At 42.4% G+C, this 14,776-nt stretch carries 12 protein-coding genes, 1 pseudogene and 1 riboswitch; of the genes and pseudogenes, 9 read left to right on the forward strand and 4 right to left on the reverse strand.

All coding sequences use genetic code 11. From position 1 onward, the window contains the following. Positions 1–18 precede the first annotated feature (18 nt). Together FTU90_RS06350 and FTU90_RS06355 are read right to left on the reverse strand one after the other, a co-directional pair. A complete protein-coding gene (locus FTU90_RS06350) occupies positions 19–1,188 on the reverse strand; it encodes an alanine racemase (RefSeq protein WP_159138721.1) in 1,170 nt (389 codons plus the stop codon). A 12-nt stretch (positions 1,189–1,200) separates the two neighbouring features. After that, a complete protein-coding gene (locus FTU90_RS06355; protein ID WP_180072058.1) occupies positions 1,201–2,484 on the reverse strand; it encodes a D-arabinono-1,4-lactone oxidase in 1,284 nt (427 codons plus the stop codon). A 233-nt stretch (positions 2,485–2,717) separates the two neighbouring features. Between FTU90_RS06355 and FTU90_RS06360 the strand changes: the two genes are divergently transcribed. Continuing rightward, entirely contained in the window at positions 2,718–4,358 is a 1,641-nt protein-coding gene (locus FTU90_RS06360; RefSeq protein ID WP_159138719.1) for an acyl-CoA synthetase, read from the forward strand. 186 nt (positions 4,359–4,544) lie between these two features. On the opposite strand, the gene trpB is transcribed toward FTU90_RS06360, so the two are convergent. Continuing rightward, positions 4,545–5,789 (reverse strand): tryptophan synthase subunit beta, encoded by a 1,245-nt coding sequence (gene trpB, locus FTU90_RS06365; protein ID WP_005095779.1) that lies wholly within the window; start codon positions 5,787–5,789, stop codon positions 4,545–4,547. Beyond that, positions 5,770–6,414, reverse strand: coding sequence for a phosphoribosylanthranilate isomerase (locus FTU90_RS06370; RefSeq protein WP_159138718.1), 645 nt, complete (start codon positions 6,412–6,414; stop codon positions 5,770–5,772). The genes trpB and FTU90_RS06370 overlap by 20 nt, the downstream gene beginning before the upstream one ends. A 144-nt stretch (positions 6,415–6,558) precedes the next feature. Then, positions 6,559–6,771: riboswitch (cobalamin riboswitch) on the forward strand. Positions 6,772–6,807: 36 nt separating this feature from the next. On the opposite strand from FTU90_RS06370, the gene FTU90_RS06375 reads away from it, so the two are divergent. The 8 genes and pseudogenes from FTU90_RS06375 to FTU90_RS06405 all read left to right on the forward strand — a co-directional run bounded on the left by FTU90_RS06375 (position 6,808) and on the right by FTU90_RS06405 (position 14,769). Further along, positions 6,808–8,667: a TonB-dependent siderophore receptor gene (locus FTU90_RS06375; RefSeq protein WP_159138717.1), complete on the forward strand. Its 1,860-nt coding sequence runs from the start codon at positions 6,808–6,810 to the stop codon at positions 8,665–8,667. A gap of 91 nt (positions 8,668–8,758) precedes the next feature. Beyond that, positions 8,759–9,343 (forward strand): cob(I)yrinic acid a,c-diamide adenosyltransferase, encoded by a 585-nt coding sequence (locus FTU90_RS06380; protein ID WP_005172582.1) that lies wholly within the window; start codon positions 8,759–8,761, stop codon positions 9,341–9,343. A 142-nt stretch (positions 9,344–9,485) separates the two neighbouring features. Beyond that, positions 9,486–10,199, forward strand: coding sequence for a glycerophosphodiester phosphodiesterase (locus tag FTU90_RS06385; protein WP_005095772.1), 714 nt, complete (start codon positions 9,486–9,488; stop codon positions 10,197–10,199). Between the two features lie 440 nt (positions 10,200–10,639). After that, a complete protein-coding gene (locus FTU90_RS06390; RefSeq protein WP_005095770.1) occupies positions 10,640–11,803 on the forward strand; it encodes an acyl-CoA desaturase in 1,164 nt (387 codons plus the stop codon). 134 nt (positions 11,804–11,937) lie between these two features. Next, entirely contained in the window at positions 11,938–13,383 is a 1,446-nt protein-coding gene (locus FTU90_RS06395; protein WP_159138716.1) for a YdiU family protein, read from the forward strand. 193 nt (positions 13,384–13,576) lie between these two features. Beyond that, a pseudogene (locus FTU90_RS15970) lies at positions 13,577–13,987 on the forward strand (hypothetical protein); the annotation flags it as partial. A gap of 6 nt (positions 13,988–13,993) precedes the next feature. Further along, entirely contained in the window at positions 13,994–14,308 is a 315-nt protein-coding gene (locus FTU90_RS15975; RefSeq protein ID WP_218945072.1) for a hypothetical protein, read from the forward strand. Then, positions 14,305–14,769, forward strand: a complete 465-nt coding sequence (locus tag FTU90_RS06405) for a hypothetical protein (RefSeq protein WP_005095764.1) — start codon at positions 14,305–14,307, stop codon at positions 14,767–14,769. The genes FTU90_RS15975 and FTU90_RS06405 overlap by 4 nt, the downstream gene beginning before the upstream one ends. Positions 14,770–14,776 lie beyond the last annotated feature (7 nt).

The following is a 14,776-nucleotide window of genomic DNA, read 5'->3' on the forward strand; positions in this document are numbered from 1 at the left end:
TCTTAATTCAAAATGTGGTTATTCCCGGAAAGTCTGCCACTCAATAAATGTTCTCTCACGATAAACATAGAGCTGGGCAAATTGTGGAATGATGGCTTCACTTTGTGTCGGCCTTAAAAACACATAATCATTGACATGAATATTGCATTGCCTAGGTACCTGAAGCATTTCCTGATTACTACTGCGACCATACAACAGATGCGGCCGGCTTTTTTCAGGATAAATATAATCTGCCTGCCAATAGCCACCATAGATAAACAGTGCTTTATGCCGATGCGGCAAATGATTCAGCATTTCCAGACCCGGAATCTGGCTATAAGACAATACCTTCAAAATCGGTGTGGCAATCCAGAGCGCACATTTTAAAGCGGATAAATTGTCCAGATCGAAGTCACTGGGTTTGAGCAGCATCGAGCCAAAAGCCAGATCATTACAGACACTCTGCTGGCAATGCTGCATAAAGGTCGGACTGCCACCACCGTTAAAACACAAATCTGCCCGCCATAAATCTGGGAATTGCTGCTGAATAGTATTTTTATATTGTTGATAAATCTGCTGCGATTGCTGATAACTTTTTTCGGGGCTTTTCAAAATATTCGGCAATTTGGCGACATGTGCATCATAGCCCATCAACCCCGAAAGCCTGAGAGCGTCGGGATGTTGCTGAATGAGTTTGAGTAAGGCTATTAACTGTTGCTGGCTACTCACCCCACCACGATGTAAGCCGACATCAATTTCAATATTGATATTTAACTGAAGATTAGATTCTTGAGCGAATTGCAGATATTGCTTCAAGCGTTTTATGTCATCGACCAGCCATTGAATATTGCTTTGATCATTTGCTTTATTTTGTTCAGGAACGTTTTGATAAAAACCTTGTACCGCATGAATCGGCATTGGCTTACCTAGCAAGATATCGGCCTGTTCAAATGCTCTCATCATTTCTAAAAGATGGGGTAAATGAAATACCATAAATCGTCGGGTATTCAGCTTTTCACTGGCCAGTTTGAGTAGCTGGATACTGGCTAGAGACTTCACCACCAGACGCGGCTTGAGCTGCGCAGGGATTTTTGCCTGTACAATCTCCAGATTCTGCTGATATTGAGCCAGATCCAGAATCAGTTGCGATGTACCAGTTCCCTGCTGCTGCAAATCTCGGGTCAGTTGCTGAAAATACTTCGATTGCATAATTCGCTCCTGCTATTCAGACAAAAATAACTGCTGTAAATGCGGATTAAGCCATTTTTGCTGCGGATCCAGTTGCTGCCGCAATCTCATAAAATAATCCCATTTTGGGTAAAGATCACACAGCGAAGCGGCTGTCATGCTGTGCAACTTTCCCCAATGTGGCCGTCCCTGATATTTCTGAAAAATCGGCTCGACCAGATCGAAAATAGCTCGGCAATCCTGTTTATAAAATTGATGAATCGAAATCGAAACCGAATCACGCTGATAAAAAGGACTCAGCCAGATCTCATCGCCTTTAACATAACGGAATTCGATCGGGAAAAACATCGGCACATTCTGCTTCCTTAAGGTGGCTAAAACCTCCTGCAGACATTGCAAGCCGGAATCGACCGGAAGCTGATATTCCATTTCATTAAATCTGGTCTGACGCGGAGTCGGAAAAATCCGGGATGACCAATCTACATAACAACTCGGTTTAACAAAAACACCCAATAATTTTTGCAGATAAGGATTAGATGCAGGAATAAATCGGGTCAATTCAGAACACAAAGTCAATAACGCATCTTCAGATGGCCAGTTCTCCTGCCTTGGCTGAATTTCATCCTCCGTTTCATCCAGGGTTTTTAGCATGACCTGATCGGCATGCAGAAAAGCCCAAAATTCAATATGCCGGTGCTGATGTTTCCATTGATCGATATGCGCAAATACTTCTTTTAATGGACACAGCCGAATCTGTTCTTTTAATTTATAGCGCGGACGATTTTGCAGGGTAATTTTGGTCAATATCCCCAGACTACCTAACGCCACACGCCCCGCTTGAAATATCTCGGTATTCTGCTGATGATCACATTGCAACAGCTCTCCATCTGCAGTCAGCAATTCAAAACCGTCCACAAAAGCAGATAAACAGGGTAAATCGATGCCGGTGCCATGCGTTCCCGTGGAAATCGCTCCCGCCAGACTTTGCTGATCAATGTCACCCTGATTGGGTAAAGCTTGATTGATCGGGGCAATATATTCACCTAAATCATATAAACGCGTACCAGCGTGCACGGTACATTGAACTTTTGCCTCATCCAAAGCCACCACACCTTTTAAATGATCGAGATGAAGCAGCACATCATTGGTTTTAGCCAAAGCACTAAATGAATGCCCCGCACCTACTGCACGAATCTTTGCCTGTGACTTCACCAAACCTTGTAATTCGCTTATTTCTCTGGGCTGAAAAACTTGAGGAGCGCTGTGCTGACTCCCTGACCAGTTTCGCCAGACTGCATTCGCCTGTTGTATTTTCATTATTATTCTCTGGCTCATATTATTTTACTGACTCAATTAGAGTAAAATACCTAAAAAATCAAATATGGGAACCCACGGGTTCAAAAAAATCAAATAGGGCTAAATATTTTAATTAATATTCAATGACTTAAAATTTATATTAATTTACTCGACTAAAGCATAAATGCAAGATTTCGAAGAAGTGCATATCTTTTCAAAAGGATATGAAAATAACGATACAACGGAGTTTTACCATGGTTAGCGCATACGATGAATTACCGCGTACCCCCGCAAATTTTGTAGCCTTGTCACCTTTACGCTATCTAGATCGTGCAGCTTATATCTATCCGAATCAAAATGCGATTATTCATGGTCAGCGCCGCATTACCTGGCGTGAAAAATACAATCGCTGCCGTCAGTTTGCCAACCAACTCCAAAAATTAGGCATCGGTAAAAATGATACCGTGTCTGTCCTGCTGCCTAACGTCCCTGCCATGATTGAAGCGCACTTTGCTGTGCCGATGGCAGGTGCGGTACTCAATACCTTAAATACCCGTCTGGATGCCAAGACTCTCGCCTTTATGCTGGAACATGCTGAAAGCAAAGTCTTATTGGTCGACCCTGAATTTACTGCACTTGCGACCGAAGCACTGGCGCTGGTTTCACAAGAGATCTATGTGATTGATGTGGCCGATGCAGAGTTTGAAGGTGAAGACAGCCGTATTGGTCAAATCGAATATGAAGACTGGATTGCCCAAGGCGATGCAAATTTTGACTGGCATTTGCCTCAAGATGAATGGGATGCCATCAGCTTAAGTTACACCTCTGGAACTACCGGCAATCCCAAAGGTGTGGTTTATCATCACCGCGGTGCCTACATTAACGCAGCCAGTAATATCATTGCTTGTGGCATGATGCCGCGTGCCACCTATTTATGGACACTGCCACTGTTCCACTGTAATGGCTGGTGCTTCGCCTGGACTATGGCGGCCAACGGCGGAACCAACGTCTGCCTGCGTAAAGTCGATGCCGAACTGATTTTCAAACTAATTGCTGAACATAAAGTCGATTACTTCTGTGGCGCACCGATTGTCCTGTCAATGCTGATCAATACCCCTGAAGAGAAAAAGACCAAAATTGACCATCGGGTCGAAGTGATGGTGGCCGGTGCTGCACCACCGGCTGCAATTATTGAAGGCATGCGCAATATTGGCATTAATGTGACGCATGTCTATGGCTTGACTGAAACCTACGGTCCTTCTGCCCTGTGTGCGTCACAAGCCGGCTGGAGCGATCTGTCTATTCAAGAACAGGCGCAGCTGCATTCCCGGCAGGGCGTCCCCTATCCGCTACAAGATGGTATGAAAGTGCTTGATCCTGACACCATGCAGGAAGTTCCGCATGATGGTCAGACCATGGGCGAGATCATGTTCCGTGGCAATATCGTGATGAAAGGTTATCTGAAAAATCCGGAAGCGACCGCAGAAGCCTTTGCCGGTGGCTGGTTCCATACCGGCGATCTGGCCGTGTGTCAGCCTGATGGCTATGCCAAAATTACTGACCGATCTAAAGACGTGATTATTTCCGGAGGGGAAAATATTTCCTCACTAGAAGTCGAAGAAGTGCTGTATCAGCATCCTGCCATTTTAACGGCAGCTGTTGTGGCCAAGCCGGATCCACGCTGGCAGGAAGTACCATGTGCCTTTGTAGAACTCAAAGCAGGACAAACTGCAACAGCGGAAGAGATTATGGAATTCTGCAAACAGCATCTGGCACGTTTTAAAGTGCCTAAAGATGTTGTGATTACCGAAATTCCAAAAACCTCGACCGGAAAATTGCAGAAATTTGTTTTACGCGAATGGGCCAAAGAACGCGCGCAAAGTGAGTTTTCTTAAAAGATTACACTCCTCCCGAATAGATCTATAGATTGTTAAGATCAATCGGGAGCACGCGGGTTTATTCATTTAAAGCTTATCCAATAAAAAATCGTGCCAGGAAGACCTGGCACGATTTTTTTATTTATCTCTGGTGAGATTCAACCTCTCCCAAACCCTCTCCTAAAAGGAGAGGACTTAAGGAAATTACATCTCAACCATTTCCACGCCATCAATACGCGCTACAGTCATCAAGTCCTTATCACCACGACCTGAAACCGTCGCAATAATAATTTGATCCTTGTCCATGGTCGGTGCAAGTTTAGACACATAGGCCATCGCGTGCGCACTTTCCAGTGCAGGAATAATCCCTTCAATCTTGGTCAAGTCACGGAAGCCTTGTAGGGCTTCATTGTCCGTGATCGGTACATAGTTCACACGTTCCATATCTTTCAGGAAGCTATGTTCTGGCCCCACACCCGGATAATCCAGACCGGCAGAAATTGAATGCGTTTCAATGATCTGACCTTCTTTATCAGACATCAGGTAAGTTCGGTTTCCATGCAGTACACCGACATGACCGGCATTCAATGGCGCTGAATGTTTACCGCTTTCAATACCCAAACCCGCGGCTTCTACACCGTACATTTGCACATCTTGATCGTTCAGGAATGGATAGAACAAGCCCATTGCATTGGAACCACCACCAACACAGGCTACCAAGGCATCAGGCAGACGACCAGCTTGCTCCTGAATCTGACGGCGTGCTTCACGGCCAATAATCGACTGGAAATCACGTACCAGCTGCGGATATGGATGTGGGCCTGCCACGGTACCAATCACATAGTAAGTTGAATCGACATTGGTTACCCAGTCACGCATGGCTTCGTTCATGGCATCTTTCAAGGTTTTAGAGCCACTTTGTACAGGCACAACTGTCGCACCGAGCAAACGCATACGGTACACGTTCATGGCCTGACGTTTGACATCTTCAGCGCCCATAAATACCACGCACTCAAGACCTAAACGTGCTGCAATTGTGGCGGTTGCTACACCATGCTGACCGGCACCTGTTTCGGCAATAATACGCTTTTTACCTGACAATTTTGCAAGCAAGGCCTGACCAATAGTGTTGTTGACCTTATGCGAACCGGTATGGTTCAGGTCTTCACGTTTCAGATAAATTTGCGCACCACCCAACTCTTTCGACCATCGTTCAGCATGATATAAAGGACTCGGACGACCGACGTAAAACGCCAGATCACGGTCAAATTCTGCCAAAAACTGTGCATCATCTTTCATACGGAAGTAGAGCTTTTCCAAGTCTTCTAAAGCCGCCATGAGTGTTTCTGACACAAAACGTCCGCCATGAATACCGAAATGCCCGCGTTCATCCGGGAATTGGGTATAGTCAACTGCCTGACTGTTCTGGCTAGTACTTTGCTGATCCACGATGGACTCCTTGCATAAAGCGTTCTATGAGTTGTTGGTCTTTAATACCTTTTGCGGACTCGACACCGCCACTCACATCTACGGCATAGGCCTGTGTGGTGAGAATTGCCTGTTCGATATTGTCAGGATTTAAACCGCCTGCCAAGATCAAGGGAATATCAAGTTTGGGAAATGTCTCCCAATCGAAGCTGTGGCCCGTACCACCTTTCAGATCAGGATGCCATGCGTCTAACAGCACTGCACTCGCGCCAGCATCTTGATAACGTTGAATTTCTACAACTACGTCAAGATCAGGTTTGACCTGAATGGCCTTGTACCAGCGGCGTCCGACCTGTTGAGCGATTGTCTGACATTGTTCCGGCGTTTCATCACCATGGAATTGCACAATATCAAGATGAACCGTTTGCAAGATATCCTGAATCTCATTAGCTGAATGATTCACAAACAGTCCAACCACTTGCACATAAGGTGCAATGGCTTGAACCAGTTGAGCAGCTTGAGCGGCTGTAACAGCTCGGGGACTCGGTGGATAAAATACGAATCCTATCGCATCTGCACCTGCGTTCACCACAGCATGAACATCTTCGACTCGGGTGATTCCACAAATTTTGGCACGGGTTCGCATATTATTCTGGCTCTAGATCTACCAATGTCTTGAACAATCTATAAGATTGGGGCAAATCATTGTAATGCAATTTTTCCGGCTTGCGTAAAGTTCATCCGGATTATTCTTGCTGTAGATTGTGTATAAGGCATACAAACTTTATACTGCGCCCATCTTGCAACGAGCCAAAGCAGCCTCCTGCTTTAGGGAAGCTGGTGTAAATCCAGCACTGCCCCCGCAACGGTAAAAATGAAACGTCTATCAAATAAACCGCTTCGGTTTACACCACTGCATCTTGATGTGGGAAGGTGGATAGACAGCAAAGCCTGTACTTTGCACATTTAAGTCCGGAAACCTGCTTGTTGTGTTCTATCACCCAATCATTCACGGGGAAGTGAATGTATGGAGCATTTCATGTCTATTCAATTTCAACCTACTGCCTTGGTAGGTGCGATCGCACTTGCGTTGGGTACCACTTCATCTGTTTTTGCTGCCGAGCAAAAAGTTGCAAAAGCATCTTTGGATACCATTGTGGTGACTGCTTCTCGTAGTGAACAAAATATCAAAGATGTACCCGCGCGTATTTCGATTATTGAGCCTGCAATTCTTGAGCAATCTCCCTTAGCCTCATTACCACACTTATTAAGTAATGAAGCATCTCTAAATATGGTGCAGTCAGGTGGCTATGGTCAACAATCATCTATTTTCCTAAGAGGCACAAATTCAACACACACTCTTGTTTTACGTGATGGTGTGAAACTTAATAGTGCAACAAGTGGTGTTGCATCTCTAGCATATATTGATACAACAGACCTCAAACAAATCGAAATACTTAAAGGTCCTGCTTCAGTTTTATATGGTACGAATGCTATTGGTGGGGTCGTACAGCTTGTTTCTAAAACTCCTGAAAAAACAGGTGTATTTGTTACAGGTGAAGTTGGTGAAAATAAAACTTATAAATCTATTGTCGGTGCTGACCTCGCTGAAAATGGGTTTTATGCCCAAATTCGTGGTCAACGCCTAGAATCAGATGGAACTCAAGTGACCAACGCTGAGCAATCTGATATTAAAACTGGTGATTTCGAACAAAAAGGTTTTAGTACTAAATTTGGTTTTGAAGATGAGCAAGTCGCTCTTTCTTTGGATTATGCACAAAACGAAGGTCAATCCACTTATGTTTCAAGTGTTTTTGCATCAGCTCCCTCTTATGCATTTTTAAATTTAAAAAATAACGCTGTCGATTTCAAAAATGAAAGTATCAATGTGAAAGCAAAATATAAACTTTCTGATCAACTTGAATTAAATGCACGTTTATCTCAATTTAAAGATGAAAGTGATCAATTAGATTCAAAAGATTTTGTAAATAGTAAAACCCAAGAAGCTGACCTATACACGAAAGTCATTTTACCAGCTCACCAAAACATCCTATTAGGTACCACTTTCCAAAATACCAAAGCCGATGCTATTTCTAGCGGATCTCCATATAAAGGAGACGTTGATTCACAAGGTTATTATATTCAGCACCAATACAGCAATCACGGTTTAAATACTCAAATTGGTATTCGTGTAGAAGACAATGACCAATTTGGCACGCATACCGTCGGTCAGGTGGCAGCTCGCTATCAAATATTGAAAAACACAAGTATTTACACTAATTGGGGCACAGCATTTAGAGCACCTAACTTAAATGAGCTCTATGTTAACTATTATGGCAATCCAAATTTAAAACCTGAAGAAAGTGCATCTTTTGAATTCGGTATTGATCAGAAGCTCCCTCTTGGATTTACCACTGGTTTGTCTGCGTATACTAACCAAGTGAAAAACCTCATTGATTATAATGATAAAAATGGCTACATCATTGACAACGTGAGTAAAGCAAAATTTGAGGGTATCGAAAGCTACGTTCATTGGGAACAAGATCAACTGTTTGCAAAACTTTCACACAACTATGTGAAAGCTACAAATGAAGAGATTCATAAGGAATTAGCTCGTCGTCCTCGTCAAAGCCTAACCTTGACAGCTGGATTACAAAATTCAGTTTATGGCATTAGCACATCGGTATCATCCAAATCAGCACCTAAAGACAATTCAAAAGTTGCTGGTTACGCAACGATTGATTTGAATGCGTATTGGAATGTAAATCCATCTGTCAAACTTTTCACTAATATCGACAATATTGGTGATGTAAAATTTGAAACCGCATCATACGGAGATGATCTTTTCTATATCAACGGCGGTCGCCTCGCTTCTGCCGGTGTAACCTTTACATACTAAGTTCAGCGTTTCAATAAATACTTTTGAGCATCATGTCATGCCTATGGCATGATGCTTTTTATTTACAGCATTTAAAAATCAAGGAAATCACATGGGTCACCGTTTAAGTAAGATTTATACCCGCACAGGCGATTCAGGCACCACAGGTTTGGGTGATGGTTCTCGCGTTGCCAAAGACGATTTACGTATTGATGCGCTCGGTGATGTGGATGAACTCAATGCCGTGATTGGTGTATTACGTGCACAGATTTCAGCAAGCACGATTGAAGATAAAGCCACTTGGGACAAATCTTTAAGCCTGATTCAACACTGGTTATTTGATCTCGGTGGTGAAGTGTGTATTCCGGGTTTTAATCTGGTACAACCTGTGTCGATTGATTTTTTAGAAAATGATATCGACCGTATGAATGAAGCCTTGCCAATGCTCAAAGACTTTATTCTGCCTGCTGGCACTTTAGTCTGCAGCTTTGCCCATCAGGCGCGCGCAGTCTGCCGCCGGGCAGAACGTAGCGTGATGTCAGTCCACTCTCGCGACCAGAATATTCAGGCAGCGTCGCTACAACTGCTGAACCGTTTATCAGACTGGCTATTTGTAGCATCGCGCACCTTGCAACGCAGCGAGGGCGGTTCAGAAGTGCTGTGGCAAAAAAATATCAATGACAGCATCGAAAACTAGAATTATTTCTTGATTCTAAATCTAAAAATACGCGTCAGATGTATCTTGATTTTACAGTGCATCTGACGACAATAAGCCTTATCATCTTTTTGTCACATAGCACGCATACAATGAAATCAACTTCTCAATTTATGGGCAGTCTATGCGCATAATTGGTCATCGTGGTGCACGTGGCGAAGCCCCTGAAAATACCCTAGGCGGTTTTCAATATATTCAAGACATCGGTATTCGCGCCGTTGAGTTTGATGTGCGTCAGCTCAAAGACAATGCCTTAATCATCATGCATGATGATGATTTTGTGCGAACCACAGGTTTGCAAAAGCATTTATATGAATGCAATCGTCAAGATCTTGCACACTATAATCATGCTGTGACCTGGTCAGACTGGAATAAAGTCGAAGCCACTCCCCTTTTAAATCAGACCTTAAATGTCATTCGAGACTTTGAGCATATTGAAGTCGAAATCAAAAGTGTCGATTCCGAAGCTGCGGCTGAGAAAATTGCACTGGGCGTTGCACAGCAACTGCAAGGCTATGAGCAGGCGGCCATCATTACCAGTTTTGATGCCAAAGTCCTGCAAGCCTTCAAACAGCAAAATTCCCGGCTAAAACGCGGTTTACTCATCGAAACCGACCTAAAATATCAAGCGATTGATCAGGCGCTAGAACTGGATTGCTGTCATATTGGCTGGATGAATGAGCTGGCCAGCAAAGACCTGATTCAGGCCACCCAGGCTGCTGAATTAAATATCAGTGTCTGGACGGTCAATGATGTGAGCCGAGCCAAAGAGCTGCGTGATTGGGGAATTCAAGGGCTAATTACCGATTACCCAAAACTGATGCTGCAGCAACTCTAAAAAACACCCTGATTATTGATCAGTTCAAATCGTTTTATTTAAGACAGCTCGATTTCATGTCAAGCTATTAAAGCGTGTCTGACTTTTAGATTGATTCGACTTGAATGTTAAATTAATTTTCTATGAGATATATTCTGCAAATTTTCTGGCAATATTGTAGAAATGATGAACAGTTAAATCGCTTAATATTAGCCCAATTAAATAGTCTAAAAGACCGATAATCCTCAGTCACTTAGTCGGAAATCAAGCCCCGTCTAGACTGGCAAAATGGTCGTTTTTGCCCTACTTATCCTGTTACTGACAAGTACAATACAACCGTACAATAATGCTAGTGATGCTATAGGCCACATGCTAATATAAACAAGATAGGCTGCTGTTAAAATCAACAGTGGTTTCTGCTTTTTGTTAAACCTTCCGAGGTTCTAGGAGTGCTGTTGGAGATGAATGCTCCCTTACCCAAAGCCCCCATTAACTGGATTGCGGTGTTTGCATTGGTGTTATTACCCATTGTCGCCCTGATTGCAATTCCGTTATATGCGTATCACCATGATTTTAGCGCCGCCGCTTGGATCAGCATGTTTGTTTTACTGGGCGTAAGCAGCCTTGGCATTACAGCAGGATACCATCGCCTGTGGGCACATCGTGCTTATGAAGCCACTCTACCATTAAAAATCATCTTAATGATTATGGGTACATTTGCTGTACAGAATAGTATCTTGTTCTGGGCATCTGGTCACCGTACTCATCATCGTCATGTCGATGATGTGGATCAAGATCCGTACTCGATCAACAAAGGTTTCTGGTATGCACATATCGGCTGGATGTTACGTGATTATCCATCAGGTGTGGCAAACTATAAAAATGCGCCAGATCTGTTAAAAGACAAAGTCGTCATGTTTCAGGACAAATACTATATTCCATTAGTGATTGCCGTTCATGCTGCTATTTTGCTTCCAATTGGCTGGGCAGTCGGCGATGTCTGGGGAGTCTTGCTGCTGGGTGGATTAGTGCGTTTAATCCTAAGCCATCATGTGACTTTCTTCATCAACTCGCTGTGTCACATGTGGGGCAATCGTCCTTATACCGACGAGAACACTGCACGTGACAACTTCGTACTTGCGATTGCCACCTGGGGTGAGGGTTATCATAACTATCACCACATTTTCCAGTACGATTACCGTAATGGCGTGAAATGGTGGCAATACGATCCAACCAAATGGTTGATCTGGACCTGTTCTAAACTGGGTTTAGCCAAAAACTTACGTCGTATTCCTAGCTTTAATATCAAAAAAGCGGAACTGGCAATGAAGTTTAAATATGCTGAACAGGATCTTGCGGTCTATGGCCATGATGTTTCTGAAGACATCATTACTGTGAAAACCAAGATTGCACAGGAATATGATGCCTTTACCCAAACCTTAAATGACTGGGCCAAACTAAAAGAGCAAGAAATTCAGGTGAAAAAGGCTTCTATGGCAGAAAAAATTCACCAGATGGATGACAAACTGAAAGTTGAATTCCAGCTGGTTGAACAGCGTTTATCCCATCACCGGGCAACCTTGAATTTACTGGTTCGTAATTTGAAAAAATCAGCAGTATCTTAATAAAACTGCTCACAAAAAAGCCCCAATCGGGGCTTTTTTTATGTCTGAAAGATAACTTGAACTCTCGTTTATACAACAGTTTTCTACAGGCAACTTTGTTATAGTCAAGGTATTCCAAGCCTGTACTAAGTGCCATGTATTTTAACTCTCGTTATCAAACCCTTCCTGCTGCCCTTTACCACCATCAAGTTCCGCTACCGTTGAAAGGCACAAAAGCCGGGCATTTTAACGTAGCTTTGGCAGAACAACTGCAATGGTCAGATGAAGACAAAGCGCAATGGGTCGAGATGTGTAGTGGTCAGAAAGTCTTTGCTGAGTTTCAACCCTTGGCCATGGTCTACGCAGGTCATCAGTTTGGTCAATGGGCTGGACAATTGGGAGATGGTCGCGGCCTGTTAATTGCACAGATCCTTGATCAGGAAGGTCAGACTATTGACCTGCATTTAAAAGGTGCGGGTGCAACGCCCTATTCGCGTATGGGTGATGGGCGTGCAGTGCTGCGTTCAGTGATTCGTGAATATCTGGCGGGTCATGCTTTAAATTCTTTGGGTGTAGCGTCGAGCAATGCGGTTGGCTTTACTTCCTCAACGCAAGGCATTCAACGCGAAAAGCTCGAACCCGGTGCAATGATGTTACGTACCTCAGACTGTCATATTCGTTTCGGGCATTTTGAATGGATCAATCAGTATCAGTCGGATCTGCTGGCTGAATTTACCCAGAAATGTATTGAATGGCATTATCCGGAATGCCTGCAAGCCGAACAGCCGATTCTGAGCTTTGCCACCAAAGTTATTCAGCGCACTGCCGTCATGATTGCCAAATGGCAACTGGTTGGTTTTGCACATGGCGTGATGAATACTGACAATCTGAATATTACCGGCTCGACTTTGGACTTTGGTCCTTATGGCTTTATGGAACGCTTCCGTCCGAACTGGATCAATAACCATTCGGATTATCAGGGGCGTTATACCTATCAGCAACAACCAAGTATCGGGCACTGGAACTTGTGGCAATGGTTAAACAATCTGGTTCCCCTCTGCCCTGTGAATTATGACAAAGAACAATGGAAACAGGATCTGGCCGGCTGTCTGGAACATTATGAGCCGACATTCTTGGAACATTACAAACACGGTTTAAACCAGAAAATGGGTTTACCAGGTTTCCATAAAGACAGTTTTGACTGTGCGATGGCATTTTTACGAATCTTGCAAAGTGAGCAACTGGATTACACCCAGAGTTTTATCCGCCTGCAAAATAAAGACTATGACGCTATTAAAGATGATTGTCTGGATCGCCGTCAGTTTGAAGCTTTCCTGACACAATATGAAACTATTCGTGCACATCAGGATATTGAAGAACTGGATGCCGCCATGAAGCAAGCCAATCCGCATTACATTCTGCGCAATCACATGGCACAGAAAGCCATTGAACGGGCAGAGCGTGATGATTTTTCCGAAGTCGATCGTTTGTTTAAATTGCTCAGCCAGCCTTATCTGAAACAGCCAGATCTGGAACATGCTGAAGATTTAGCACCATTGCCAAGTGATGTACCGGAAGTGATGGTGAGTTGTTCGTCTTAATTTATTCACATCAAAAACAAAAACTGTGGATAATTTAAGCGTTATCCACAATCTAAACAACATACTATCCTCTGAATGCATCATAATTTTGAGCAATATTTCGTATAACAGCCATTATATTAAATTTGGCAAGGATCTCTAAGAAAATCAGTATAGTGTTAATATTTATTGATTAAAAAAGAGAGTTAAATTAGTGAAATACTCAAAAGAAAAAATAGTAAAAGCGTTATTACTTGCTCCGCTACCATTACTTTTCTTTGCAGCATTGTTCTTTATCATAATGAATCGTGAATACAGCCTATATTCAATTTTTGTGATTTTTGTAGGACATGCTCTTGTTTACTTAGCTTATTGTATTTTAACTGTACCTTTCAGCTTCATGTTTTCAATTCTTTTAAATCGCTATAGCCTCCTTAACTTGCTGACCATCTGTATTAGTTCTCTAATTATTGCTACACCATTTTTTGTTCTTTTAGGGTGGAGTCATACAGGAGAAATTTCGAAAGAATGGTGGAAGATGTATACCGATACTTGGACTATTCTTATGGCTCTATTTCCAGGTTTGTCTTATTGGTTATTTTTAACTGATTTCAAAGTTAAAGAATTTTTTATGAAAAAAATAATCTATTTTAATTGTTTAGCATTTATTTTGACTTATTTATCTTTGTTTTATCAGAAATATATATTGGTTGAACGCACAGGAATAGATGAAGTTGCAAAGGTTAAAGTCATAGCCGGAGGATTTCCTCTACAGTTCTTAGTAGATGGTGAAATATCTCCAGTCGGTAGTATAGCCATCGATCCTTTAAATATTCTTATAGGATTAGATCAATTTGTTTTTTTCAATTTTTTTATTGATTATTTGTTTTGGCTTGGGTGTCTCTTAGCCTGCTACTTATTTTTTCGAAAGATGAAAGTGAAATGACAGGATCTAGAATATTTATAAAAATAGGAATCTTGCTTATATTTCTATGCTTTTTTTTAGGCTTGATCTCGTATAAACAAAAAACTGTTCATGACAAAGAGGTGGCTAAACAGACAACAGTTTTTTTCTTAAATTCGCTTTCCATGGGAGATTTGAAATCAGCACTAAAGAATGTTTGGCCTGATAGACAACTATATTTGCAAATGCAAAGTCCTAAAAGAGTCCACTTTTTCAAAGAGGCAAAAATTTTAGAAATTATAAAAGTTGACTATGACTCAGCAAAATATAGACCTGAATACTATCAACAATTCTATAAAATTATTTCATTGATGATTAAATTAAAAATAGTACATACGGATGATGCCGGAAATCCGCCCGGAGACTATATTTTCTTTATTAATATTATGCAAAAGAATCCTAACTCTAATTGGCTCATTACAGAATTAGGTAGTGGGCCTTAAAGTAATA

The sequence above is a fragment of the Acinetobacter sp. YH12200 genome, from assembly GCF_013418175.1.
GTDB classification, from domain to species: domain Bacteria; phylum Pseudomonadota; class Gammaproteobacteria; order Pseudomonadales; family Moraxellaceae; genus Acinetobacter; species Acinetobacter pseudolwoffii.